Consider the following 25335-nt stretch of genomic DNA (forward strand, 5'->3'; position numbering starts at 1 on the left):
TGCTTCCGCCATCGCTTCAAAACGCGTCGAGCATCGCAGGACGACGAGATTTCCGGGACTGGAAAAATCGTTGCCGCCCCGCGCAATGATCCGATAGGACAAGCGCCATGACGCTCCCTATCCAGCGCGGTATGCCGCTGCTTTCCACCTCGCTGATGGCCGCCCTCCTCGCAGGCTGCGCGACGACGCCGACTTCCCGTCAGGCAAGCGCGCCCATCGAAATCGGCGTAATCGCGATCAACGACTTCCACGGCGCGCTCGAACCGCCGAGCCAGTCGGTCGAGACGCCGGACGGGCACGGCGGCGAAGTGGCGGTTCCGGCGGGCGGCGGGGCATGGCTCGCCTCGGCGGTCGACTCGCTGAAGGCGCGGCATGCCAACAACGTCGTCGTGGCGGCAGGCGACCTGACCAGCGCCTCTCAGCTCGCTTCCTCGCTCTATCTCGACGAGCCTTCGGTGGGCGTGATGAACCGCGTCGGCGTGGAATTCAACGCGGTGGGCAACCACGAGTTCGACCGGGGCTGGCAGGAACTGCGCCGTCTCCAGAACGGCGGCTGCGAGAAGAACACGCGCGGGCAGCCCTGCCAGCTCGAACCGTTCAAGGGCGCCGACTACAAGTATCTCGCCGCCAGCACCACGCTGGCCGACGGCACGCCGCTGTTCCCCGGCACCGGCCTCAAGACTTTCGGCACCGGCAAGGACCGGATCACGATCGGCTTCGTCGGCCTCTCGCTGAGCAGCGTGCCCACCCTCGTCGCGCCGGACCGGGTCGCGGGCCTGAAGTTCGCGGACGAGGCGGAGACGATCAACCGCGCAGTGCCGCAACTGAAAGCCGCAGGCGCCGATGCCGTCGTCGTGCTGATCCACCAGGGCCTGCGCACCAACGGCGCCGCCGATCCCAACGGCTGCGATCAGGCGGTCGGCGATATCCAGCCGATCCTCGCCCGGCTGAACCCCGGCGTCGACGTGGTGGTCTCGGGCCACACCCACTGGGCCTATGTCTGCAACTATACCGAAAACCCGCAGGCAGGCCCGATCCTGCTGACGAGCGCGGGCGTCTACGGCAAGCTCGTCACGGACATCACCCTGAAGTTCGATCCCGCGACGCACAAGCTGCTGGGCAAGCAGGCCAGTAACCTGATCGTCCAGTCGCCCGCCTACAAGTCGGCCAAGGGCGAAGTGCCGAACCAGCCTGCCTTCCCGCAGTTCCAGCCGCGCGCGGACGTCGCCGCCTATATCCAGCGCTACAAGGACGCCTCGCTGCACCTCGTCGCGCGGCCGGTGGGCAAGCTCTCCGGCCCGGCGGGGAAGGTCGAGGAAAAGGGCGTCGGCAAGGGCGGCGAACTCGGCAACCTGATCGCGGATTCGCAGCTCGCCGCCAGCCGCAAGGCCGGGGCCGAAATCGCCTTCGTCAATCCCTATGGCATCCGCACCTCGCTGATCCCGGCGGCGGACGGCACCGTTACCTTCGGCCAGATCTACGCGGTCGAGCCGTTCAACAACGAGATCGTCACCCTGTCGCTGACCGGCGCTCAGCTCCGCGCGACGCTGGAACAGGGGCTGGACGACAACGGCGACAAGCAGATTCTTGCGCCGAGCCAAGGCGTGCGCATTGCCTTCGACATGCGCCGCCCCTCGGGTTCGCGGATCACCTCGCTGACGCTGGACGGCAAGCCGCTCGCCCCGGCCCGGACCTACCGCGTCAGCGTGGTGAACTTCCTGGCCGAAGGCGGCGACGGCTTCAGCGGTTTCATTCAGGGCACCGACCGCGTCCATGGCGCCATCGACCTCGACGCCATGGAAGACTGGCTCTCGGCGGTGCCGATGCGCCAGCTGCCGGAAGAAGACCGGACTCCGGAAACGCGCTAATCAGCCGAACAGCCAGTGGCCGAGCAGGCGGTTGAAGGGAAAGGTAAAGAAGCCCGCGATCAGCAGGGCGCCGATGATGAGGCCGCGCACGGTGCGGCGGTGGCGGGCGGCATTGTGCCGCCGCGCCGCCAGCACCAGCACCGGCACCATGACCAGCGTGAACAGCGAGAGGACATGGATGAGGCTGAACCGTCCCGGCCCCGCCATGTGGATGAACAGGCTGTCCAGCGCGGTCAGCATCATCGCGCCGCTCCAGACATAGCCGTAGACCCGGTGCCGGGTATCGCCGCGGCGGCGCCAGAGCAGCACCGGCGTCAGCACCAGTGCGGTCAGGATCGTCAGGAGATGGAGCCAGATAACCATGGGCACGCGCGCCCATTCGTTCATCCCGCGGATCAGCGCGGCGAAGATGAAAGCCAGCATCACCACGGCCAGAAAGCCGAGCGCCCGTTCCAGCCTGTCCGGCCCGCGCAAGTCCTGCGCAGTAACACCCCGCACTGCCGTCGCCCCCGACGGCGCTACTGCTGCTTCGCTCATTCTGCCCCCTGTTATCTCGTCAGAACCCCGCACCTTGCGGCCATTGCGGCCCGGTCACGCCCATGACCTTGAACAGGGTTCCCATCTGATCGTCCTTGATAAGCCGATCTTTCGCCCGCTGGATAGTATCTGCGTGATGCGGCGCAGCAGCGGCGAGATGGGCGGCGCGCATCTCGATGCCCAGCGCGCGCAGGAACGCGCCCTGCGTCACCGTACCCTGCCATGTCGCGCCTTCACCTGCCGCGATCTCGGCGAGGATCGCGAAATCGACGAGGCAGGTAAGGTCCGCCTCGCCCGGCATCGCGAAGGGATCGACCTTGGTATGTGCGCGTAGCGCCTGCAAGGTGGAGCCGGTCTGCGGCGCGGCATAGCCATAGTCGATCAGCAGCGCCGCGCCGCCCTGCGCCGCGAGCCTTGCGGCCAGCTCGTGCATGACGGCGGCGGCGCCCGGGCAGGTTTCCAGCAGCGTGCTTTCCGGCGCATCCTTCAGCGCATCGGGCACGGCGGCGTCCATCGGCTTGTCCCCGGCGACGGGACGGAAGCGGTCCTCCGCCCAGTCCACCATGCGCTCGCGCCAGCCCTTGGCGGTCTTCACCAGCTGGCGCACCGGCAGCGCATCGAGGAATTCGTTGCCGGCCACCAGCAGAGGCGCATCGGTGGGCACGCTCCCGAGATCGTGGTGCCACTGCGCCTGCGGCACGGCCTCGGCCTGGAGCGCCCGCAGCGCCTGCGAGCCTTCCACGAAGTGCACATGCGGCTCCAGCCCCACCCGCTTCATCGAACGCAGCGCATCGCGCGCCAGAGTGCCGCGCCCCGGCCCCATCTCGACGTAGTGGACTGGCTGCGGGCTACCCGCCCGCACCCAGATATCGGCCAGCCACAGCCCGACGAGTTCGCCGAACATCTGGCTGATCTCGGGGGCGGTGATGAAGTCGCCGCCCGCGCCGAAGGGGTCCTTGTCGGCATAGTAGCGGGCGTTCGATTCGCCCATGTAATGCAGCAGCGAGATTGGCCCGTAATTGGCTATCAGCCGCTGGAACACGGCCGAGAGCGGTTCGGCTTGAGACATCGGACTAAGCGGCGATCGGGCGGACGGTGGCCAGCGCCGGCTTGGTGAGCGCGCGGGCGATCAGCACCAGGCCGAGCAGGATCAGCGGGATCGTCAGCCACTGGCCCATCGACAGGCCGGTGCGGGCGGCGAAGTCCTGAAGCTGGGCGTCCGGTTCGCGGAAGAACTCCACGGTGAAACGCGCGCAGGCAATGCCGGTGGTGAAGACGCCGACCAGCAGGCCGGGACGGAACCGCGCGCGCGTCTTCCAGAACAGGCTGAGCATCACGACGATCATCAGCAGGCCCTCAAGACCCGCTTCGTAGAGCTGGCTCGGGTGGCGCGGCAGCGGCCCGGCATCGGGGAAGACCATGGCCCAGGGCAGGTTCGGATCGGTGACGACCCGGCCCCACAGCTCGCCGTTCACGAAGTTGGCGAGGCGGCCGAACAGCATGCCGAAGGGCACGCAGACCGAAACGTAGTCCGCCACCCGCAGGAAATCGAGGTTCCCGCGCCAGGAAACCCAGATCATCGCCAGGAGCACGCCGATCAGGCCCCCGTGGAAGCTCATGCCGCCGTGCCAGAGCGAAACCAGCGCGCTTGGATCGCTCCAGAGGCTGGGAATGCCGGTGTCGCCGCCGGTGTAGAACGTCGCATAGCCGAGGCGTCCGCCCAGGATGATGCCGATCGTGCAATAGAAGAACAGGTCGTCGGCATGGCGCTGCGCCAGCGGCGCGCCGGGCGACTTGATCATGCGCGACAAGTGCCAGTAGCCGAGCATGATGCCCGCCAGATAGGCCAGCGAGTACCAGCGCAGTTCGAAGCTGCCGATCCGGAACAGGTAGTTCTTGAGGCCGAGGTTGACCCAGTAGATCGGCTGGTGCGCCTCTGCGGCGGCGGCTGCGGCAAGTGCTGTCAGGGACAAGGGCAGAACCTCGTAAAATCTCGTAAGGTCGCCGGGCCGGACGGCCTCGACAGTGGTATGCTGGCCGCCTTCTGGCATAGCGCGAGAGGCGATGGTAGGCCGGATTTTTCGGCGGGCCGCCAAAATCGCTCGCCCGGCGCCCGGATGCTGTTCCCCTCAAGCCGTTGAATGTCTAGATATCGCTCGACATGAGCGTGATCCGCATCCCTTCGCCCCGTTCCGTGATCGACCGCCGCGCGCTGGTCGAGACCATCGAAGCCGTCGTCGCCGAAACCGGCGCCGCCAAGGGCCGCAAGCGGGTGGTCGAACTCCTGCGCGAGGCGCTGGAACAGGGCCGGGCCGAGATCGCCCGCCGCCTCGTGGAAAAACCTTCCGCCGGGCACGAAGTGGCGGAAGCGCAGGCCTATCTGGTCGACCAGCTGCTGCGGATCATCCACGATCACGTCGCCACCCACGTCTATCCGGCGATGAACCGTTCGAAGGGCGAGCGCCTCTCGATCGTCGCCGTCGGTGGCTACGGGCGCGGCGAGATGGCGCCCCATTCCGACGTCGATCTCGCCTTCCTCACCCCGATCAAGCAGACCGCCTGGTGCGAGCAGGTGATCGAGGCGATGCTCTATTTCCTCTGGGACCTCGGCCTCAAGATCGGCCATTCCAGCCGCTCGGTGGACGACATGGTGCGCATGAGCCGCTCGGACCTCACCATCCGCACCGCCATGCTCGAAGGCCGCTACGTCTGGGGCGACCAGGACCTCTACGAGGAAGTTCGCGCGCGCTTCTGGAAGGACGTCGTCGCCGGGACCGAGCGCCAGTTCGTGGTCGAGAAGCTGGCCGAGCGCGAGGAACGCCACAAGCGCATGGGCGACAGCCGCTACGTGGTCGAACCCAATGTGAAGGAAGGCAAGGGCGGCCTGCGCGACCTCCACACGCTCTACTGGATCGGCAAATATATCCACAAAGTGCGCGATCCCAGCGAACTGGTGGACGTGGGCCTGCTCACCCACAAGGAATACCGCGCCTTCCGCCGGGCCGAGAACTTCTTCTGGGCAGTGCGCTGCCACCTCCACACGATCACGCGCCGCGCCGAAGACCGCCTGACCTTCGACCTCCAGCGCGAAGTCGCAGCGCGGATGAACTATTCCGACCGCCCCGGAAAAAGCGCGGTCGAGCGGTTCATGCAGATGTTCTTCCTTCAGGCGAAGATGGTCGGCACCCTCACCGGCGTGTTCCTCGCCCAGCTCGACGACCAGTTCGCCAAGCGCCAGCCGCGCGGGCTGCTGGCGGGCTTCCGCGCCCGTCCGCGCTCGGTCAAGGGCTACAAGGTGTTCGGCGGCCGCATCATGGCGCCGGGCGAGACCTGGTTCGAGGCCGATCCGGTGCGCCTGATCGAGATCTTCGTGATCGCCGACCGCGAGGGGCTGGAAATCCACCCCGAGACCATGCGCCTCGTCTCGCGCGATGCCGCCCTCATCCGCGAGGACGTGCGCCGCGACCCGCGCGCCAACGAGCTGTTCATGGAGCTGCTCACCAGCCGCAACAACCCGGAAACGGCGCTGCGCTCGTTCAACGAGGCAGGCGTGTTCGGGCGCTTCGTCACCGAGTTCGGCCGCGTCAACGCGCAGATGCAGTTCGACATGTACCACCACTACACGGTGGACGAGCACACGATCCGCGCCATCGGCCTGATCTCGCGCATCGAAAAGGGCGAGCTGAAGCAGGACCATCCGCTCAGCCACGAGATCGTCCACAAGGTCCGCTCGCGCCGGGCGCTCTATGCCGCCGTGCTGCTCCACGACATCGCCAAGGGTCGCGGCGGCGACCATTCCGAACTCGGTGCCGAGATCGCGCTGAAACTCTGCCCGCGCTTCGGGCTGGACGAAGAGGAGACGGAACTCGTCTCCTGGCTGGTCCTGCACCACCTCATTCTTTCCGCCACCGCCTTCAAGCGCGACCTGTCGGATGCCAAGACGATCACCGATTTCGTCGAACTCGTGCAATCGGTGGACCGCCTGCGCCAGCTGACGCTGCTGACCATCGTCGATATCCGCGCGGTCGGCCCCGGCACCTGGAATTCGTGGAAGCGCCAGCTCATCGGCGAACTCTACGGCGCCGCCGAGGAACGTCTGCGCCTCGGCCATGTCGAATTCGGGCGCGAGAAGCGCGTCGCCGCGAAGAAGGCCATCGTTGCCGGCAGCGCCGAGGAGAACGCCGCGCTCGTCGAGGAACTGGCAGCGCAGTTCGCCGATTCCTACTGGATCGCCGAGCAGGAAGACGTGATCGCCAAGAATCTCGCGCAGTTCCACGCTTCGCAGGACGAACCGCTCTCGATCGCGACCGAGTACTATCCGGCGCGCGGCGCCACGCTCGTCACCGTCATCGCCTCGGACCACCCCGGGCTGTTCTACCGCATCGCCGGCGGCATCCATCTCGCGGGCGGCAACATCATCGACGCGCGCATCCACACGAGCCGCACCGGCCGCGCGGTGGACAACTTCCTGGTGCAGGACCCGCTCGGGCGGCCCTTCATGGAGGAAACCCAGCTTGCACGCCTGCGCTCCTCGATCGAGAACGCGCTGGCCAACCGCATCCAGATCCTGCCCCAGCTCGTCGCCCGCCCCGATGCCCGCCCCCGCGCCGATGCCTTCGAGGTGCGCCCCCGCGTGCTGGTGGACAACAAGGCCTCGAACCGCCTCACCGTCGTCGAAGTCAATGCCCGCGACCGCCCGGCCCTGCTCAACCGGCTGGCCCATGCGCTGTTCGAATCGAAACTCATGGTCCACTCCGCCCATATCGCAACGTATGGCGAGCGGGCGGCGGATACCTTCTATGTCACCGACCTGCTGGGCGAGAAGCTGACCTCTTCCAGCCGGATCAAGGCGCTGGAACGCCGACTGCTGGAAGCCGCCAGCGAGGGAAGCCTGACCGAAGTGGCCGCGTAGGAAGCATTTTAAGGGCTTGCAAGGAACCGCGCATGGTCCCACTTGTTGCATCGCAACATCCACCATGCGCAGGACCCTGCCCATGAATGCCGATAGCGCCGCCGTTTCGTCCCCGCTTTCGAACGCACCGCAGTCGGTGCTGGTGCTCCAGGGCGGAGGCGCGCTCGGCGCCTACCAGGCCGGGGTCTACGAAGCGCTCTCCGCCGAAGGCCACGCGCCGGACTGGGTTGCCGGCATCTCGATCGGCGCGATCAATGCCGCGATCATCGCCGGCAATGCCCCCGAGGAACGCGTCGGCAAACTGCGCGCCTTCTGGGACGGAGTAAGCCATGAGCTGCTCTACCGGCTCGACGCCGGAAACGGCTTCGCCCGCCGCGCCTTCAACGAGACCTCCGCCGCCCTTGCCGCGACTTTCGGCGTGCCCGGCTTCTTCACCCCGCGCCTGCCGGTGCCGCTGCCCGAATGGCCGGACGAACTCGGCCGCCTGAGCTTCTACGACACCGCGCCGCTGCGCCAGACCCTGCTGAACCTCGTCGATTTCGACCGTATCAACCGGGGCGAAACCCGCTTTTCGGTCGGCGCTGTCAACATGATGACCGGCAACTTCGTCTACTTCGACAACCGAAGCGAACGCAAAATCGGCCCCGAACACATCATGGCCAGTGGCGCCCTGCCCCCCGGTTTCCCGCCGGTCGAGATCGACGGCGAGTGGTACTGGGACGGCGGCCTCGTCTCCAACACCCCGCTGCAATACGTGCTCGACAACCGCAGCCCTTGCGAGATGACGGTGTTCCAGGTGGACCTGTTCCCCTCGCGCGGGGCCGTGCCCAAGACCATGGCCGACATCGCCCAGCGGGAAAAGGACATCCGCTTCTCCAGCCGCACGCGCCTCAACACCGACTTGTCCAAGCGCCTCCAGGACATGCGCGCCGCCGCCCAGCGGCTCTCCCACAAGCTGCCACCCGAACTGCGGGACGATCCCGACCTGCACCAGTTGCTCGGCTGCCGCCCGGCAGGCGCGGTGGCGGTGATGCACCTCATCAACCGTCCGCGCGGCTACGAGACCATGTCGAAGGACTACGAGTTCTCGCGCATGACCGTGACCGAGCACTGGACGGCAGGCAAAGCGGATGCGCACTTCTCGCTGCGCGACGGCCGCTGGACCGGACGGAGCCTCAAGCCCGACGAAATCATGACGTTCGACCTCGCGGGCACGCGCGCGAAGAGGTCCGGACAACGAGGAGTAGGTGAATGAAACTGAAGGACAAGGCCTGCATCGTCACCGGCGCCGCCAGCGGCATCGGCAACGCCATCGCCCATAAATACGCCTCCGCCGGGGGCAAGGTGGCCATCGCCGACCTCAATCTCGAAGCCGCGCAGAAGGCCGCCGACGACATCAAGGCCAAGTACGGCACCGAGGCCCTCGCCGTCGCCATGGACGTGACCAGTGAGGACCAGGTGAACGCAGGCGTCGCGCAGGTGGTCGAAGCCTGGGGCACGGTCGACGTGCTCGTCTCCAACGCCGGTATCCAGATCGTCAACCCGGTCGAGAATTTCGCCTATGCCGACTGGAAGAAGATGCTGGCGATCCACCTCGACGGCGCCTTCCTCACCTCCAAGGCCGTGCTGCCGCACATGTATGCGCAGAAATCCGGCTCGATCATCTTCATGGGCTCGGTCCACTCGAAGGAAGCCAGCCCGCTCAAGAGCGCCTACGTCACCGCCAAGCACGGGCTGCTCGGCCTCTCCCGCGTGATCGCCAAGGAAGGCGGCAAGAAAGGCGTGCGCTCCAACGTGATCTGCCCCGGCTTCGTGCGCACCCCGCTGGTGGACAAGCAGATCCCCGAACAGGCCAAGGAACTCGGCATTTCCGAAGAGGAAGTGGTGAGCCGCGTGATGCTGGGCCAGACCGTGGACGGCGAATTCACCACTGTGGACGATATCGCCGAAGTGGCGCTGTTCTTCGCCGGGTTCGAGACCAATGCGCTGACCGGGCAGTCGCTGGTGGCGAGCCATGGGTGGTTCATGGAGTAAGAACGGAAGGGATAAAAGCAGGGGGTCAACACCCCCTGCACCCCCATTACCGTCTAGGTCGCGCGGACCAACAGCGTAGTGCGCCCATGGCTGCGTCGGAAGACATATTGGCTGCGCCGCAAGGAGCGCCCGACGGATAGGTGGTGCGCGAGGTAGACATTTCGAGGGTCCGGGGGATCATCCCCCGGTCTTCTCTGTTCTTATCCTGCCACGACCCTCAACCGCGCCAGAGCCTCATCCCGCCCGATCAGCGGCAACAAAGCACCCATATCCGGCCCGTGCTCCATCCCGGTCAGCGCCAGACGCAGCGGCAGGAACAGCCCTTTGCCCTTGCGCCCCGTCGCGTCCTTGAGCGCGCCGGTCAGCGCCTTCCACACGCCCGCGCTCCATTCGAGGCTCGCCAGAACCCCGACCGCCTGCGCCAGATAGGCCCGGTCCTCGTCGGCCTGGACCGGAGCCTCGATCGGGCCGATCACCACCCGCCACCAGTCGTGCGCCTCGTGGACGTGCGAAAGGTTGGGGCGAATCGTTTCCCACGCGCCTTCGTCCATTTCCTCGGGCAGACGGTCAGCGACTGCCGCGAATGGCAGGGCATGGACGACGGCGGCGTTCACGCGCTCCAGTTCCGCCTCGTCGAATCGCGCGGGCGCGCGGCCGAAGCGGGTGAGGTCGAAGGCCGCCGCCAGTGCCTCGGCGTCCAGCGAGGGATCGACCGGATCGCTGGTGCCGAGGCGGCCGAGCAGCGCGACGACGGCCTGCGGCTCGATGCCGATCTCGCGGAAATGCGCAACGCCGAGCGAGCCGAGGCGCTTGGAGAGCTTGCCCTCGGAGCCGACCAGCAGCGCCTCGTGGGCGAAGGCGGGGACCGGCGCGCCGAGTGCGGTGAACATCTGGACCTGCGCGGCGGTGTTGGAAACGTGGTCCTCGCCGCGCAGGATCTGGGTTACGCCCATGTCCACGTCGTCGATGGCGGAGGGCAGCATGTAGAGCCACGAGCCGTCGGCGCGGCGAATCACCGGGTCGCTCATCTGCGCGGCGTCGAACTTCTGCGGGCCGCGAATGCCGTCTTCCCAGGCGATCGGCTCTTCGTGGTCGAGCAGGAAGCGCCAGTGCGGCAAGTCCCCGGCAGCGATCTTCGCGGCCTTTTCCTCTTCGGTCAGCTTGAGCGCGCCCCGGTCGTAGATCGGCGGGAGGCCGCGTCCCAGCAGGACCTTGCGCTTCAGTTCCAGTTCCTGCGGCGTTTCCCAGCAGGGATAGACGCGGCCCGCCGCCTTCAGCCGCTCGAATTCGCGTTCGTAGAGCGCGAAGCGGGCCGACTGGCGCTCCTCGCCGCTCCATTCGATGCCCAGCCAGGCGAGGTCGGCATGGATGCCCTCGACATATTCCTCCTTCGAGCGCGCCGCGTCGGTGTCGTCGATGCGCAGCAGGAACGTGCCGCCCGCCTGTTTGGCGAGCAGCCAGTTGTGCAGCGCCGTGCGGATATTGCCGACGTGGAGGTGCCCGGTGGGCGAAGGAGCGAAGCGCGTTACGGTCATGCCCCGCGCGTTACGGCGCACGGGGCATGAGGTCAATTTCGGCGCGCGAAAACCGCCTTGGCCGCCAGTGCCGCGAAGCCCGCCAGCAGACCCCAGAAGGCCGAGCCGATGCCCAGCAGCGAAACGCCCGAGGCGGTTGCGGCAAACGTCAGGATCGCGGCGTCGCGCTCGGTCTTTTCGACGAGCATATTCTCCACCGCGCCCGAGAGCGGGGCGATCAGGGCGATGCCGGTGAAGGCGGCGATGGCGGATTTGGGCATCGTCAGGAAGAACTGCACCAGCGGCGCGGAGAACAACGCCAGCGCGAGGTAGAAGGCGGCGTAGATCAGGCCGACCGTCCAGCGGCGCCCCTGATCGGGATGGGCGTCCGAACTCGTGCAGATCGCCGCCGTGATCGCCGCGAGATTTACCCCGTGCGCACCGAACGGGGCGAGCAGCATCGTCGCGAGGCCGGTGCCCAGCAGCAGGGGTTGCGGCTTCGGCTCGTATCCGGCGGTCCGCAGCACGACGAGGCCCGGCAGGTTCTGCGAGACCAGCGTCACGAGGAACAGCGGCACGCCGATGCTGGCCACGGCCTTGAGGTCGAAGGCAGGCGTCACCGGCTTCAGTCCGCCGAGCAGCGAGCGTGGCGCGAATCCGGCCACGTCTCCGCGAATCAGCACCACCGCCACGCCGGAGGCGAGCACCAGCAGCAACGCATAGAGCGGGAAGCGTTGCCGGGCGATCACGAAGACCAGCAGCAGGACCACCACCAGCAGCGCGTCGGTCTGCAAGGTGCGGAACAGTTGCAGGCAGAACGGCAGCAGTACGCCCGCCAGCATGGCAGAGGCGACCGAAGCGGGGATTCTTGCAGCCAATCGCCCGAGCGCAGGCACCAGCCCCAGCAGGCACATGAGTGCCGCCGCCGCGACGAAAGCGCCGACCGCCACCGGCCAGCTTACTGCGCCGTTGCTGGCCGCAAGCAGCGCCGCGCCGGGCGTCGACCAGGCCAGCACGACCGGCATGCGCATCCACAGCGAGAGAATTCCCCCCGCCACGGCGATGCCGAGGCAAAGCGCGGTCACCGCCGAGCCGATCTGCCCAGCCTCAGCCCCGAGCGCCTGCATGGCCTGGACGACGAGAGCGACGGTTCCGCCGAACCCGATCAAGGCGGCGATCAGCGCGGAAGTCCAGGAAGCGAGCGGCGGAAGGCGGGTAAGCATGGTCACGCTATGGGCAGGTTTTCCGCCGAAGGAAAGATGCCCGCAACGACAAGGCCGTCGCCTGTAGGAAGTATGAAGGTTTTGAAATCGGCCGATCTTGTAACGATGGCGGTGGAAATGGTGGAGCCTAGCGGGATCGAACCGCTGACCTCCTGCATGCCATGCAGGCGCTCTCCCAGCTGAGCTAAGGCCCCGTCCATTTCAGCGGATCGCACCTGGGCGGGCGATCCGGTCCCGCGCACTGCGGCGTGGGAGGCAGCCCTCTAGATCGCCTTTTTCGATCTGACAAGAGAAACATTCACGTCATTCGAAAGTTTATCGGGATACTGCACTTGCGTGGATATCGAGCCGCCCGGAACCGGCACTTTGTCAGGTTCATCGCAGCGACATCTCGTCCGGCGCAGTCAGGAAAAAAGAGGCAAAGTGCGAAGGTGCAACAAGGGAGAGCGATCATGATTCGCAAGTTGATGGCCGCCGCCGCAGTCGCCGGACTTCTGGCAGCAACCCCCTCAATGGCGGCACCCTGCCGCGACTCCAAGGGCAAGTTCATCCCCTGCAAGACCGTGACGACCAAGAAGACCACCACCAAGGTCACGACGATGACCGTCAAGGGCAAGGACGGCAAATGCCGCTTCACCTCCGGCCCGAAGAAGGGCCAGTTCACCAAGTGCCCCTGAACCCGTGATCCCGCCTAGGGGGCTTGCCCGGCAGGCTCCCGAAGCACTGGCCCCAAAAAACGCCGAACGCGGAATTCGGGCAATAAAAAACCCTCCCGGAGGGGAGGGCTTTTTCCGTCTCGGACGGACTTTCCGTGATTCCCCCGAAAGGGCGAAAAGCATCTGGGGGCCGGCAAACCGAACGGATCGGTGCGCAGCCCCCGAACCGATTACTCGGCAGCCGCGGTGGCTTCTTCGGTAGCCGCTTCGGTGGTAGCAGCCAGAGTTTCCTCGGGCAGGGTCTCAACCGACTCGGTAGCAGCTTCGGTGGGCTTTTCGCCACCGCAAGCAGCGAGCGACAGAGCGGCAGCCGACGCGAACGCGGCAAAAGCAATCTTCTTCATGCGAATCCCCTTGCATTGTTTGGCGCATAGGCCAACGCTTGCAGGCAAGCCTGCGGTGCCATTCTTTAGACGAGACATTGGGCCAACGCAAATGGGAAGTAAGGGGTCGTAAACCCCCGGAAATCCTAGGGCTTGCTTACATATAAAGATATCTTTATATGCCAACCCATGCAAATCGACCCCCTCCTGAGGGCTCTTTCCGAGCCGACGCGGCTGCGCATCATGCGTCTGCTCGCACATATGGAACTGGCGGTCGGAGAGCTTGCCCAGGTGCTCGGACAGAGCCAGCCGCGAGTCTCCCGACATGTGAAGATCCTGTGCGACGCGGGCCTTGCGCAGCGCCGCAAGGAAGGCAGCTGGGTCTTCCTGCGCACCGCGGTGAAGGAAAAAAGCGAGCCGCCGATGGGCGCCGCCGCCGCGCAACTCCTGACCGTGGCCGAGCGCGACGACCCCGCTTTTTCCGCCCGCTGCACCGAGGATCGCCGCCAGCTCGCCGCGATTCGCGAGGCGCGGGAAGCGAGCGCTCAAGCCTATTTCGCCAGCCATGCCGCGGAGTGGGACACGCTGCGCCAACTTCACGGCGCCGACGGTCCGGTCGAATCGGCCCTGCTGGCCTCGTTCGGCCGCCAGAAGCTGGGCGCGCTGCTCGATGTCGGCACCGGTACCGGCCGTATGGCCGAATTGCTCGCCGCCAAGGCCGGGCATGTCACCGCGCTCGACAAGAGCCCGGACATGTTGCGGATCGCGCGCGCCCGCTTGCAATCTTTGCCCGCGGACAAAGTCGCGCTGCTTCAGGGCGACTTCACCGCCCTGCCCTTCATGCCTGCCAGCTTCGATACCGTGTTGTTCCATCAGGTGCTGCACTATGCGCAGGACCCCGGCGTGGTGCTGGGCGAGGCCGCGCGCGTCACCCGTGAGGGCGGGCGCATCGCCGTAGTCGATCTCGCCGCGCACGACCGCGAGGACTTGCGCGAACGCCATGCCCACGCCCGCCTCGGCTTTGCCGACGAGCAGATGGAATCGCTGCTGACGGAAGCCGGATTCGCCTCCGAGCCTTCCGTCTCGCTGCCCGGCGACCCGCTTACCGTGAAGATCTGGACGGGCCGCCGCCTGCCCGTCTCCGAGATTCCGGCCACCGAGATTCAAGACAGAAAGATCCAGCTCCCATGACTTTTGCCGAACGACCGGTCTCCGCCCCGCGCTTCGAGGACCTGCCGGGCGACATTTCCGTCTCCTTCGAATTCTTCCCGCCCAAGACGGAGAAGATGGAGGAACAGCTCTGGGATGCGATCACCCAGCTTGCCCCGCTGGCGCCCAGCTTCGTCTCGGTGACTTACGGCGCGGGCGGCTCGACTCGCGAACGCACCCACTCCACCGTGTCCCGGCTGGTGCGCGAGACCGATCTGGTGCCCGCCGCCCACCTCACCTGCGTCGGCGCCAGCAAGGGCGAGATCGCCGAGATCGCCGACCAGTACTGGGAAGCGGGCGTGCGCCATATCGTCGCCCTGCGCGGCGATCCGCCGCCGAGCAGCGGCGGCGTGTTCACCCCTCATCCGGAAGGCTATACCGGCGCCGCCGACCTCGTGGCCGGGCTGAAGGCGCGCCATGATTTCGACATCTCGGTGGCCGCCTATCCCGAAGTCCATCCCGAGGCGTTCAGCGCCGATGCCGACCTCGACAACCTGAAGCGCAAGCTCGACGCCGGTGCAAACCGCGCGATCACGCAGTTCTTCTTCTCGACCGAAGCCTATTTCCGCTTCCTCGACAAAGTGCTGGCCGCAGGAATCACCGCGCCGATCCTGCCCGGCATCATGCCGGTGACGAGCTTCGCCGCGATCCGCCGCATGTCGGGCAATACCGAGATTCCGGGCTGGCTGGAGACGATGTTCGAGGGCCTCGACGAGCGCCCCGGCCCGCGCGCGCTGGTCGCTGCCGTCGCCGCCGCCGATCTCTGCCGCCGTCTCTACGAGGGCGGCGTGCGCGATTTCCACTTCTACACGCTCAACCGCGCCGAACAGGCCTATGCGATCTGCCAGCTTCTGGGCCTGCGCCCGAAGCCGAAAGCCTGAGCGGACTTGTGTAACGACCGTTCGTGCAGCAAGGCGCGCGCGAACGGTCAGCCAAAATGACCTTTAGCCCTCCTCTGGGCTGATCGGGGATTACGACAATGAGTGCCAGAGAACAGTTCCTCGCCGAAGCGGCCAAGCGCATCCTCATCACGGATGGCGCTTTCGGCACCGAAATCCAGCGCTGGAAGCTCAGCGAAGAGGACTATGCGGGCAACCTCGGCCTCTCCCACGACCAGAAGGGCAACAACGACATCCTCGCGCTGACCAAGCCCGAAGTGCCCGAATCGATCCACCGCGCCTATTTCGAGGCCGGGGCCGACATTGCCGAGACCAACACGTTCTCGGCCAACCGCATCAGCCAGGCCGACTACGGCGCCGAGCACCTCGTGCGCGAGATCAACGTCGAATCGGCGAAGCTGGCCCGCCGTCTGGCCGACGAATATCAGGCGAAAGACGGACGCCCGCGCTTCGTGGCGGGCGCGATCGGACCGACCAACAAGACGCTCTCGCTCAGCCCCGACGTCAACGATCCCGGCTACCGCGAGATCGACTGGGACGAACTGGTCGATGTCTACAAGGAACAGGCTGCCGCCCTCGTCGAAGGCGGCGCCGACTTCATCCTGATCGAGACGGTGTTCGACACGCTCAACGCCAAGGCCGGGATCATGGCCGTGCGCCACCTCGAAGCCGAGCTGGGCCGTGAAGTGCCGATCATGATGTCGATGACGCTGACCGACCTGTCGGGCCGCAATCTCTCGGGCCACACGGTCGAGGCGTTCTGGCACGCGGTGCGTCACGCCAGGCCGGTGACTATCGGGCTGAACTGCTCGTTCGGCGCCACCCAGCTGCGCCCCCATGTGAAGACGCTGTCCGAACTCGCCGACACGCTCATCATGATCTACCCGAACGCGGGCCTTCCCAACGAACTGGGCGCCTATGACGAAATGCCGGAGACCACGGCGGGCTTCGTCGGCGAATGGGCGGTCGCGGGGCAGGTCAACGTGCTGGGCGGCTGCTGCGGCTCGACCCCCGACCACATCGCCGCCATGGCGCAGAAAGTCGCGGGCCTGCCGCCGCGCCATCTGCCCCGGCTCGAACCCGTCACCCGCCTTGCCGGTCTCGAACCCTTCACGATGGTCGGCTGACGCGATGACCGAGTTCCCCATCTGGCGCATCCGTCCCGCTACGGCCGACGATGCCGACGCGCTCTCGCTCGTGGCCTCTGCGACCTTCCTCGAAAGTTTTGCGGGGCTGGTCGACGGCGGCGGGATCGTCGCTCATTGCCTGAAGCAGCACTCTGCGGAAAACTACCGCAAGTACCTCGCCAAGGGCGCGAAGGCCTGGCTGGCGCAAGTCGAGCCGGGGCACGCGCCGGTCGGCTATGCGCTGATCTGCGACCCCGAACTGGAACTCGCGCGGGAAGGCGATCTGGAGCTTAAGCGCATCTACCTGCTCTCGCGCTTCCAGGGCTCGATGATCGCGGGCACGATGATGCGGACCGTGCGCGACGCCGCCATGGCCGCGGGCTGGAAGCGGCTGCTGCTGGGCGTGAAGAACGACAACCACCGCGCCCTCGCCTTCTATGCCAAGCACGGCTTCGAGACGATCGGCACCCGGACTTTCGACGTCGGCGGCAAGACCTATGACGACTATGTGCTCGCCCTGAAGTTGGCGAACACATTGCCTGCGAACTGACCCAACGAGAACGACAGACCATGACCTCGATTCATTCCGGCGCCCGTTTCGTCAATATCGGCGAGCGCACCAACGTCACCGGCTCGGCGAAGTTCAAGAAGCTCGTCATGGCGGGCGACTATCCCGCCGCCATCGAAGTCGCCCGCCAGCAGGTGGAGAACGGCGCGCAGGTGATCGACGTCAACATGGACGAAGGCCTGCTCGACGCGGTCGAGGCCATGACCACCTACCTCAAGCTGATCGCCGCCGAGCCGGATATCGCCCGCGTGCCGGTGATGATCGACTCGTCCAAGTGGGAGGTGATCGAGGCGGGCCTCAAGTGCGTGTCGGGCAAGCCGATCGTCAATTCGATCTCGATGAAGGAAGGCGTGGAGCCGTTCCTCGCCCAGGCGCGCAAGTGCATGGACTACGGCGCCGCCGTGGTGGTCATGGCCTTCGACGAGACCGGCCAGGCCGACACCCGCGAACGCAAGATCGAGATCTGCTCGCGCGCCTATCAGTTGCTGACCGGCATCGGCTTCCCGCCCGAGGACATCATCTTCGACCCCAACGTCTTCGCGGTCGCCACCGGCATCGAGGAGCACGACCGCTACGGGCTGGACTTCATCGAGGCCGTGGTGGAAATCCGCAAGGCCTGCCCGCACGTCCACTTCTCGGGCGGCCTTTCCAACCTCTCTTTCTCGTTCCGCGGCAACGAGACGGTGCGCCGGGCGATGCACTCGGTGTTCCTCTACCACGCGATCCCCGCCGGGCTGGACATGGCGATCGTCAACGCCGGCCAGCTCGACGTCTACGACCAGATCGACCCGGCGCTCCGCGAGGCCTGCGAAGACGTCATCATGATGCGCCGCCCCGGCGTGGGCGAGGACGGCAAGACTTCCACCGAACGCCTGATCGACCTTGCCGAAAGCTACAAGGGCAAGGACAAGGTCGCCGAAAAGGCCGCCGAGGAATGGCGCGGCTGGGACGTGGTGAAGCGCATCGAACATGCCCTTGTGCGCGGCATCGACGCCTATGTCGTCGATGATACCGAGGAAGCCCGCGCCGAGATCGCGGCACGCGGCGGCCGTCCGATCGAAGTGATCGAAGGCCCGCTGATGGGCGGCATGAACGTCGTCGGCGACCTGTTCGGATCGGGCAAGATGTTCCTGCCCCAGGTCGTGAAATCGGCCCGCGTGATGAAGAAGGCCGTGGCCCACCTCATTCCCTTCATCGAGGCGGAAAAGGACGCCAAGACCAAGGCGAAGGGCCGCATCATCATGGCCACCGTCAAGGGTGACGTCCATGACATCGGCAAGAACATCGTCGGCGTCGTGCTCCAGTGCAACGGCTACGAGGTGATCGATCTCGGCGTCATGGTGCCGTGGAGCAAGATCCTCGAATCCGCCAACGAGAACGAGGCCGACATCATCGGCCTCTCGGGCCTCATCACCCCCTCGCTCGACGAGATGGTGACGGTGGCGGAGGAAATGCAGCGCGCCGGGATGGACATCCCGCTGCTGATCGGCGGCGCCACCACCTCCAAGGTCCACACTGCCCTGCGCATCGATCCGGCCTACAAAGGCCCGGTGGTCCATGTGCTCGACGCCAGCCGCGCGGTCGGCGTCGCCTCGCAATTGCTTTCGGACACGCAATCGGTGCCCTTCGTCAACTCGGTGGCCGATGAGTACGAGAAAGTCCGCGTGGCCCGCGAAGGCAAGGGCCAGAGCGAACTGCTCGGCATCGCCGATGCCCGCGCCAATGCCTTCACGCCTGACTTCGCGCAGAAGCCCGGTGCCCCACTGGAACCCGGCCTCCATGTCTTCGCGGACTGGGACCTTGAGGAACTGGTCGAGACATTCGACTGGACGCCGTTCTTCCGCGCCTGGGAACTCGCGGGCAACTACCCGGCGATTCTCGACGACGAAGTGGTGGGCGAAAGCGCCCGCAACCTCTTCGCCGATGCCCAGGCGATGCTCGCGAAGATCGTCGAGGAAAAGTGGCTGACGGCCAGGGGCGTCTGCGCCTTCTGGCCCGCCGCGACCAAGGGCGATGACGTGATCCTGGGCACCGGCGCGATGGACCCGCAGGTCGTCTACGACGCCATCCGTCAAGGCGTCCACGAAGGTCCGGACTTCGTCCAACTGCCGTTCCTGCGCCAGCAGGTGAAGAAGAGCCGTGGCCCAAATGGAAAGGGACGGGCCAACTTCTGCCTGTCCGACTTCATCGATCCGGCGGGCGACTGGCTCGGCGGCTTCGCGGTCGGCATCCACGGCATCGAGCCGCACCTCGAACGCTTCCAGGCCGCGCATGACGACTATTCGGACATCCTGCTTAAAGCCCTGGCCGACCGTTTCGCCGAAGCCTTCGCCGAGCGCCTGCACCAGCATGTCCGCACAAAGCTGTGGGGCTATGCACCGGACGAGCAGTTCACCAACCAGGCACTGATCCGCGAGGAATATCGCGGCATCCGCCCGGCCCCCGGCTATCCGGCCTGCCCGGACCATTCGCTGAAGCCGATCCTGTTCGACCTGCTCAAGGCCTCGGACAATGCCGGGATCACCCTGACCGAAAGCCAGGCCATGCTGCCCACGGCGGCCGTCTCGGGCTTCTACTTCGGCCATCCGGAAAGCCAGTACTTCGGCGTCGCCCGCATCGGCCGGGACCAGCTCGAAGACTACGCCGAGCGCCGCGACGTGGACCTCGTCGAAGCCGAACGCTGGCTGCGCCCCAACCTCGACTGATCGTGAGAAACGGCTGAGTCGATGACAACCGACGCGAATCGGCCGAAACTACGCCCTCCTCATTCCTCGTCGCCCCCGCAAAGGCGGGGGCCCCGCTTACTTCTGCGACCTTTCGCATGCCGCAAGAAAAGCGGGATCCCCGCCTTCGCGGGGATGACGGGGTCGTTGCGTGGGGGCCTGCGCAGGATGGTTGCCCAGGCGGGTGACTACACGGGTTGGTTCCGGATGTGATCCGTCGCCCCAACACCCCACCCGATTACAATCCGGAAAACTCCCGGAAAAACCTTTCGCCCCCGATTGCCCAACGCCACGGGGCAAGGCATCCCTGCCCCCAACGAAAAAATGAATGGGAATGGGGCACCCAATGGGGACGACCGAAATCTACCTGATTGCGCTGACGATCATCCTCGCGGCGCCTTATCTCGTCTGGCGACTGCTGCGCACCGAGCACTGGGCGCCGCTGGTGGTCGTGCAGATCATCGGCGGCATCCTGCTCGGCCCCGGCGTGCTCGGCCATGCCGCGCCGCAGTTCCACGCCTTCGTCTTCAATCCGCAAGTCATGACTGCTCTGAACGGCGTCGCCTGGTGGGCGGTGATGATGTTCGTCTTCGTTGCCGGGGTCGAACTCGATCTCTCGGACGCCTGGAAGCACCGCGCCGAAACCACGCTGACCGCCGCCTGCGCCTTGTTGACGCCGCTGGCATTCGGCGCCGTGGCCGCCGCCCTGCTGCTGCGCACCCCCGGCTGGATCGGCCCGGAAGGCAGCTATCCGCAGGCCGTGCTCGGCGTCGGCATGGCCTGCGCGGTCACCGCCCTGCCGATCCTGGTCCTGCTGATGGAAAAGCTCGGCATTTTTCGCGAGCCGCTCGGCCAGCGCCTGCTGCGCTATGCCAGCCTCGACGATATCGCGATCTGGGGCGTGCTGGCGCTGATCCTCGTCGATTGGGAGCGCGTCGGCCGGCAGGGCCTGTTCCTCGCGGCCTTTGCCGTGGCCTCCTTCGCGATCCGCGCCCTGTTCAAGCGCCTCGGCGAGCAGGACCGCTGGTATGTAGCGCTGATCTGGCTGGCACTCGTCGGCTTCGCGGCGGACTGGTCGGGCCTGCACTTCATGGTCGGCGCCTTCCTTGCCGGAGTAGTGCTCGACGCCCGCTGGTTCAGCCGCGAGAAGCTCGACCTGTTCCGCGAATTCCTGCTGCTCACGGTAATGCCGGTGTTCTTCCTCAGCACCGGCCTGCGCACGAACTGGGGAATGGGCGGGGCCATGGTATTCGGCGCCGCGATCCTGTTCCTGATCGCCTCCGTCTCCGGCAAGCTGGCGGGCATTCACCTCGCCGGAAAGCTGCTTGGCTGGAAGAAGGGCGAGGCCTCCGTGATCGGCTGGATGCTCCAGACCAAGGCGCTGATCATGATCATCTTCGTCAACGTCCTGCTCGACAAGAAGATCGTCACGCCTGAAACGTTCACGGCGCTGCTGCTGATGGCGGTGATGAGCACGATGCTGACCGTGCCGATCGTCAAGCCCCGCCTCGCGCGACTTGGTGAGGGCTGATGCCGCGCGATTAAACCGAAACGGAGGAAATCGTCGCTCCGGCGGTTTCCAGACCTGTCCCGGTTCTGCCATAAGCGCGCCGTGCTCTCCGCCGATCTCCTGCCTGACGCCCACGAAGCGCTCCACGCCACGTTCGGATTCAACGCCTTTCGCGGCGTGCAGGAACAGGTCGTCACCCGCGCTCTCTCGGGCCGCTCGACCCTGGCGATCATGCCGACCGGCGCGGGCAAGTCGCTGACCTACCAGCTTCCGGCGGTCATGCTGGAGGGGACCTGCGTGGTCGTCTCCCCGCTGATCGCGCTGATGCACGACCAGCTGCGCTCGGCCACCGCCAACGGCATCCGCGCCGCCACCCTCACCAGCGCCGATGCCGACCGCGGCCAGACCATGGACCGCTTCCGCGCGGGCGAGCTGGACTTGCTCTACATCGCCCCCGAACGCGCCAGCCAGCCGCATTTCCGCGAGCTGCTCGAACAGTCCCGCGTCGCCCTCTTCGCCATCGACGAGGCGCACTGCGTCTCCGAATGGGGACATGACTTCCGGCCCGACTACCGGCTGCTGAAGCCGCTGCTCGACGCTTTCCCCGAAGTCCCGCGCCTCGCCCTCACCGCGACGGCGGACCACCACACCCGCAGCGATATCCTTGCCCAGCTCGGCATTCCCGAGGAAGGGCTGATCGTCGCCGGGTTCGACCGCCCGAACATCCGCTACGCCATCCGCCCGCGCGACAATGCCATGCGGCAATTGAAGGCGGTGATGGACGAGAACCCCGGCCCCGGCATCGTCTACGCCCCCACCCGCGCCCGCGTCGAGCAACTGGCGGAAACGCTCGCTTCGGCCACCGGACGGCGGGTGCTGCCCTATCACGCCGGTCTCGACCCTGAAGTGCGCGCGCGCAACCAGGCGGCCTTCGTCGCCTCGGAAGACATGGTGATGGTAGCCACGGTCGCCTTCGGCATGGGCATCGACAAGCCCGACGTGCGCTTCGTCGCCCATGCCGGTATCCCCAAGTCGATCGAGGCCTATTACCAGGAAACCGGCCGCGCCGGGCGCGACGGCGATCCTTCGGTAGCGGTGATGTTCTGGGGCGCCGACGATTTCGCCCGCGCCCGCCAGCGCCTTTCCGAGATCGAACCGCACCGCCTGCAGAGCGAGCGCCAGCGCCTCGATTCGCTGGCCGGTCTGGTCGAGACCGCCGAATGCCGCCGCGCCGTGCTGCTGCGCCACTTCGGCGAAACGCCCGCATCTTCCTGCGGCAATTGCGACAACTGCCTCGAACCGGCAGGCGTGATCGACGTCACCGAACTGGCGCGCAAACTGCTTTCCACCGTCTATCGCACCGGCCAGAGCTACGGCCTCGGCCATCTCGAAAAAGTCCTGACCGGCACCAGCGACGACCGCGTGCTCCAGCGCGGGCACGACCAGCTTTCGGTCTTCGGCATCCTGACGGCTGACGAACAACCGCTGCTGAAGCCCCTCGCGCGCGCGCTCCAGGCCCGCGGCAGCCTCTTGCCGACCGAACACGGCGGCCTGTCGCTCGGCGGCGACGCGCGCGAGATTCTCAAGGGCGAGGCTGCGGTGATGATCGTCGTGCCGCCCAAGCGGGAGAAGAAGCGCCGTGGCGGACGCGGCGCGGCGGACGGCGGCGCCAATCCTATCGGCGATCCGCTGTTCGACGCCCTGCGCGCGCTTCGCCGCGACCTGGCGCAGGAAGCCGGCGTGCCGCCCTATGTCGTGTTCCACGACGCCACCTTGCGCGAAATGGCCGCCGCCCGCCCCTCCTCGCTGGCGGAACTGGGCGAGATCGGCGGCGTCGGAACCCGCAAGCTCGAAGCTTACGGCGAGGCGTTCCTGAACGTCCTGCGGCAGCACTGAGCGTCGCATGATCCGCATTCTGATCGATGCCGACGCCTGTCCGGTGAAGGACGAGACCTACAAGGTCGCTGCGCGCTACAAGGTGCCGGTGGTGGTCGTCAGCAACAGCCCGATCCGGGTGCCGCAGTCGCCGCTGATTTCGCGCAAACTGGTAAGCGACGCCTTCGATGCCGCCGACGACTGGATCGCCGAAAACACCGCCCCCGGCAGCGTCGTCATCACCGCCGATATCCTGCTAGCCGACCGCTGCCTCAAGCTCGGTGCCGAAGTCTTGGCGCCGAACGGCAAGCCCTTCACCATGGCCTCGATCGGCGGCGCCATCGCCACACGGGCGATTATGGCCGATCTTCGGGCCGGAGGCGATGTGGTGGGAGGGCCGCCACCATTCAGCAAGACCGATCGCTCGCGCTTCCTCTCCAGCCTCGACGAGACGCTGGTGCGCTTGCGGCGCCGGTTCCCGGGCTGACGCGACCTGCCGTCACGGCGACGGCGCGGATCGAACCAAAACGCCTTTTACAAAAACCAAACCCCGGCAAACGCCTCTGCGTCGCCGGGGTTTTCGAACCGCTCTAGAACGAGCCGCTCAGAGCGGATTGTCGAGCTTGATGATCTCTTCCTCGCTCGCACGCTGGGTGGTCTTGAGCTGGCGCGGGGCGGCGAAGCTGTCGAGCACCGGCTTGTCGCGCTCATAGAGGTCGTTGAACGGCTTGAGCTGGCCGTCAATCGAGCGGGCATACGTGAAATAGGTCAGGTAGACCGGGAAAGTCCGGGTCATCTCGACCTTGGTGTATTTGCCCGAGCGCGAGATGTCGGCAGCGTCGGCGGCAGTCTTCTGCGCGCCGAGAATCGCCATCGTCATGCCCAGTTCCACCGCACGCTCGGTACGGATGCAGCCATGGCTGAAGGCGCGGACGTCCGAGTTGAAATACTGCTTCGACGGCGTGTCGTGCAGGTAGATCGCATGGGGGTTGGGCATGTCGATCTTCATCAGGCCGAGCGAGTTCGTCGGTCCCGGCTGCTGGACGACGGTGATCGTGCCGTCGGCGCTCTTGGTCGCCTTGTAGCCCGCCGACTTCGCCCAGCCGGGGTTGTTCAGCACCTTGGCGCCGAGGCCTTCGCCCTTCACGATCGACTGCGGCACCGTCCAGGTCGGGTTGAACACGACGGCGCTGACCGTTTCGGCGAGCTGCGGCGTCGCGGTGCGGCCGGGCTTGCCGACCACGGTCTTGTAGCTGCGGATGATCTTGTTCCGGACCACCAGACGCAGCTGGAACTCGGGAATGTTGGTCATCAGATAGACGTCGCCAAGGTCGCGGGCGAGCCAGCGCCAGCGGTCCATGTTGGCCTGGATCAGCGCACGGCGCGCCTTGTTCGCCATCGGCGTGGCATTGAGATCGGCCTTGAGCGCGGCATAGTCCGGATTGGTCGGCGCCAGCTTTGCAACCACACCCGCCACGTCATGCTCCGACAGGGCCTGCGCCATGATCTGCGCGGTGGGATTGACATCCTGGTCGGGATCGACCGCGAACCACTGCACACGCGCCTTCATCGGCGTGCGACCGTCGCGAAGGTCCTCGATCAGCCAGCCGAACAGGCGGCTTGCCAGCGCATCGAGTTCGTCGCCCTCGCCCTTGGCGATGGCCGCGCGCAGGGCTGAAGGCTGATAGTCGGCCGGGATCAGGCCTTCCTTGCCGATATATTCGATCGTGCCGAGCAGCGCCTTGGCATCGGCAACTGACCACGACATCACCGGCTCGGCCAACAGGACATCCTGCACGATCGGCTTCGAGACCGTGGGAATGGCGGTCGGCACGGCGCTGGGCTGGACGACGGGCTGAACGGCAGGACGCCCAGGGGTTTGGGCAGGCTTGGTTGCGGGCTTGGAGGAAGCCTGCGCCGTCGGCGTCGCCTGGGTCGTCGGCAGGATCGAGGTCGGCGTGGAAACCGTCTTCGCCTTCTTCGCAGCCTCGGTTTTCGTCGCTTCCGTCTTCTGGGCGAGAACCGGCTGCGCCGCGAGACCTGTTGCCGCCACGACCGCCAGCATGCTGCAACCGAACCTCATGAAACCTGCCATCTTAGTCTGGACCTGCCCTTGGTAATGCACCGCAGTGCGTAAAATTCGTTCCGGGAGGAAACGCAGCCGCGAAAATCGGCTGCCGGCAAAAGCCATAGCCGGGACGACCCGCTTTGCCCCCATATGGCGCCTGTTTCAAGGATTTCGCCTGTCCCTGCGATGAATTGCCCGCATTCCCGCTTGCACCGGCAGGCGCGGACGG

At 66.3% G+C, this 25335-nt stretch carries 20 protein-coding genes and 1 tRNA gene; 13 read left to right on the top strand and 8 right to left on the bottom strand.

Features of this window, described 5'->3' with window-relative positions; translation table 11 throughout:
• Positions 1-107: 107 nt before the first annotated feature.
• Positions 108-1868, top strand: a complete 1761-nt coding sequence (locus ACZ1II_RS21675) for a bifunctional metallophosphatase/5'-nucleotidase (protein ID WP_465145628.1) — start codon at positions 108-110, stop codon at positions 1866-1868.
• Here ACZ1II_RS21675 and ACZ1II_RS21680 read toward each other — a convergent pair whose 3' ends face one another.
• The 3 genes from ACZ1II_RS21680 to lgt are packed head-to-tail and all read right to left on the bottom strand — an operon-like array spanning position 1869 to position 4378.
• On the bottom strand, positions 1869-2405 hold the full coding sequence (locus ACZ1II_RS21680; RefSeq protein WP_465145629.1) for a DUF2306 domain-containing protein: 537 nt from the start codon (positions 2403-2405) through the stop codon (positions 1869-1871).
• Positions 2406-2424: 19 nt separating this feature from the next.
• The gene (locus tag ACZ1II_RS21685) at positions 2425-3474 is read right to left on the bottom strand and encodes a class I SAM-dependent methyltransferase (RefSeq protein WP_465145630.1); all 1050 of its coding nucleotides are present in this window, start codon (positions 3472-3474) and stop codon (positions 2425-2427) included.
• Between the two features lie 4 nt (positions 3475-3478).
• Positions 3479-4378 carry a prolipoprotein diacylglyceryl transferase gene (lgt, locus tag ACZ1II_RS21690; RefSeq protein WP_465145631.1) on the bottom strand — a complete coding sequence of 300 codons (900 nt, stop codon included), beginning with the start codon at positions 4376-4378 and terminating at the stop codon, positions 3479-3481.
• Positions 4379-4566: 188 nt separating this feature from the next.
• Between lgt and ACZ1II_RS21695 the strand changes: the two genes are divergently transcribed.
• The 3 genes from ACZ1II_RS21695 (at position 4567) to ACZ1II_RS21705 (ending at position 9351) form a co-directional block, all read left to right on the top strand.
• Entirely contained in the window at positions 4567-7317 is a 2751-nt protein-coding gene (locus ACZ1II_RS21695) for a [protein-PII] uridylyltransferase (RefSeq protein WP_465145632.1), read from the top strand.
• Between the two features lie 82 nt (positions 7318-7399).
• Positions 7400-8572, top strand: a complete 1173-nt coding sequence (locus ACZ1II_RS21700; RefSeq protein ID WP_465145633.1) for a patatin-like phospholipase family protein — start codon at positions 7400-7402, stop codon at positions 8570-8572.
• A complete protein-coding gene (locus tag ACZ1II_RS21705; protein ID WP_465145634.1) occupies positions 8569-9351 on the top strand; it encodes a 3-hydroxybutyrate dehydrogenase in 783 nt (260 codons plus the stop codon). The genes ACZ1II_RS21700 and ACZ1II_RS21705 overlap by 4 nt, the downstream gene beginning before the upstream one ends.
• A gap of 200 nt (positions 9352-9551) precedes the next feature.
• Here the strand turns inward: ACZ1II_RS21705 and gltX are convergent, their stop codons facing one another.
• The 3 genes from gltX to ACZ1II_RS21720 form a co-directional block, all read right to left on the bottom strand.
• On the bottom strand, positions 9552-10886 hold the full coding sequence (gene gltX, locus ACZ1II_RS21710) for a glutamate--tRNA ligase (protein WP_465145635.1): 1335 nt from the start codon (positions 10884-10886) through the stop codon (positions 9552-9554).
• Positions 10887-10918: 32 nt separating this feature from the next.
• Positions 10919-12088, bottom strand: coding sequence for a benzoate/H(+) symporter BenE family transporter (locus ACZ1II_RS21715; protein ID WP_465147361.1), 1170 nt, complete (start codon positions 12086-12088; stop codon positions 10919-10921).
• A 118-nt stretch (positions 12089-12206) separates the two neighbouring features.
• Positions 12207-12282 (bottom strand) — tRNA-Ala (locus ACZ1II_RS21720).
• A gap of 258 nt (positions 12283-12540) precedes the next feature.
• On the opposite strand from ACZ1II_RS21720, the gene ACZ1II_RS21725 reads away from it, so the two are divergent.
• Complete coding sequence (locus ACZ1II_RS21725) at positions 12541-12765, top strand: hypothetical protein (RefSeq protein ID WP_465145636.1); 225 nt, start codon at positions 12541-12543, stop codon at positions 12763-12765.
• 209 nt (positions 12766-12974) lie between these two features.
• Here ACZ1II_RS21725 and ACZ1II_RS21730 read toward each other — a convergent pair whose 3' ends face one another.
• Positions 12975-13148 carry a hypothetical protein gene (locus ACZ1II_RS21730; RefSeq protein WP_021232409.1) on the bottom strand — a complete coding sequence of 58 codons (174 nt, stop codon included), beginning with the start codon at positions 13146-13148 and terminating at the stop codon, positions 12975-12977.
• A 168-nt stretch (positions 13149-13316) separates the two neighbouring features.
• Between ACZ1II_RS21730 and ACZ1II_RS21735 the strand changes: the two genes are divergently transcribed.
• The 8 genes from ACZ1II_RS21735 to ACZ1II_RS21770 all read left to right on the top strand — a co-directional run bounded on the left by ACZ1II_RS21735 (position 13317) and on the right by ACZ1II_RS21770 (position 23525).
• Positions 13317-14318 carry an ArsR/SmtB family transcription factor gene (locus tag ACZ1II_RS21735; protein ID WP_465145637.1) on the top strand — a complete coding sequence of 334 codons (1002 nt, stop codon included), beginning with the start codon at positions 13317-13319 and terminating at the stop codon, positions 14316-14318.
• Positions 14315-15217: a methylenetetrahydrofolate reductase [NAD(P)H] gene (metF, locus tag ACZ1II_RS21740; protein WP_465145638.1), complete on the top strand. Its 903-nt coding sequence runs from the start codon at positions 14315-14317 to the stop codon at positions 15215-15217. The genes ACZ1II_RS21735 and metF overlap by 4 nt, the downstream gene beginning before the upstream one ends.
• Positions 15218-15315: 98 nt before the next feature.
• Positions 15316-16362: a homocysteine S-methyltransferase family protein gene (locus ACZ1II_RS21745; protein WP_465145639.1), complete on the top strand. Its 1047-nt coding sequence runs from the start codon at positions 15316-15318 to the stop codon at positions 16360-16362.
• A gap of 4 nt (positions 16363-16366) precedes the next feature.
• Positions 16367-16912: an N-acetyltransferase family protein gene (locus ACZ1II_RS21750; RefSeq protein ID WP_465145640.1), complete on the top strand. Its 546-nt coding sequence runs from the start codon at positions 16367-16369 to the stop codon at positions 16910-16912.
• 20 nt (positions 16913-16932) lie between these two features.
• Positions 16933-19635, top strand: a complete 2703-nt coding sequence (metH, locus tag ACZ1II_RS21755; protein ID WP_465145641.1) for a methionine synthase — start codon at positions 16933-16935, stop codon at positions 19633-19635.
• Positions 19636-19999: 364 nt separating this feature from the next.
• On the top strand, positions 20000-21184 hold the full coding sequence (locus tag ACZ1II_RS21760) for a cation:proton antiporter (RefSeq protein WP_465145642.1): 1185 nt from the start codon (positions 20000-20002) through the stop codon (positions 21182-21184).
• Between the two features lie 81 nt (positions 21185-21265).
• Positions 21266-23059, top strand: coding sequence for a DNA helicase RecQ (gene recQ, locus ACZ1II_RS21765; protein WP_465145643.1), 1794 nt, complete (start codon positions 21266-21268; stop codon positions 23057-23059).
• Between the two features lie 7 nt (positions 23060-23066).
• A complete protein-coding gene (locus tag ACZ1II_RS21770) occupies positions 23067-23525 on the top strand; it encodes a YaiI/YqxD family protein (protein WP_465145644.1) in 459 nt (152 codons plus the stop codon).
• 117 nt (positions 23526-23642) lie between these two features.
• Here ACZ1II_RS21770 and ACZ1II_RS21775 read toward each other — a convergent pair whose 3' ends face one another.
• On the bottom strand, positions 23643-25121 hold the full coding sequence (locus ACZ1II_RS21775) for a L,D-transpeptidase family protein (RefSeq protein ID WP_465145645.1): 1479 nt from the start codon (positions 25119-25121) through the stop codon (positions 23643-23645).
• Positions 25122-25335: the final 214 nt, after the last annotated feature.

The sequence above is a fragment of the Novosphingobium sp. BL-S-20 genome (assembly GCF_055521635.1).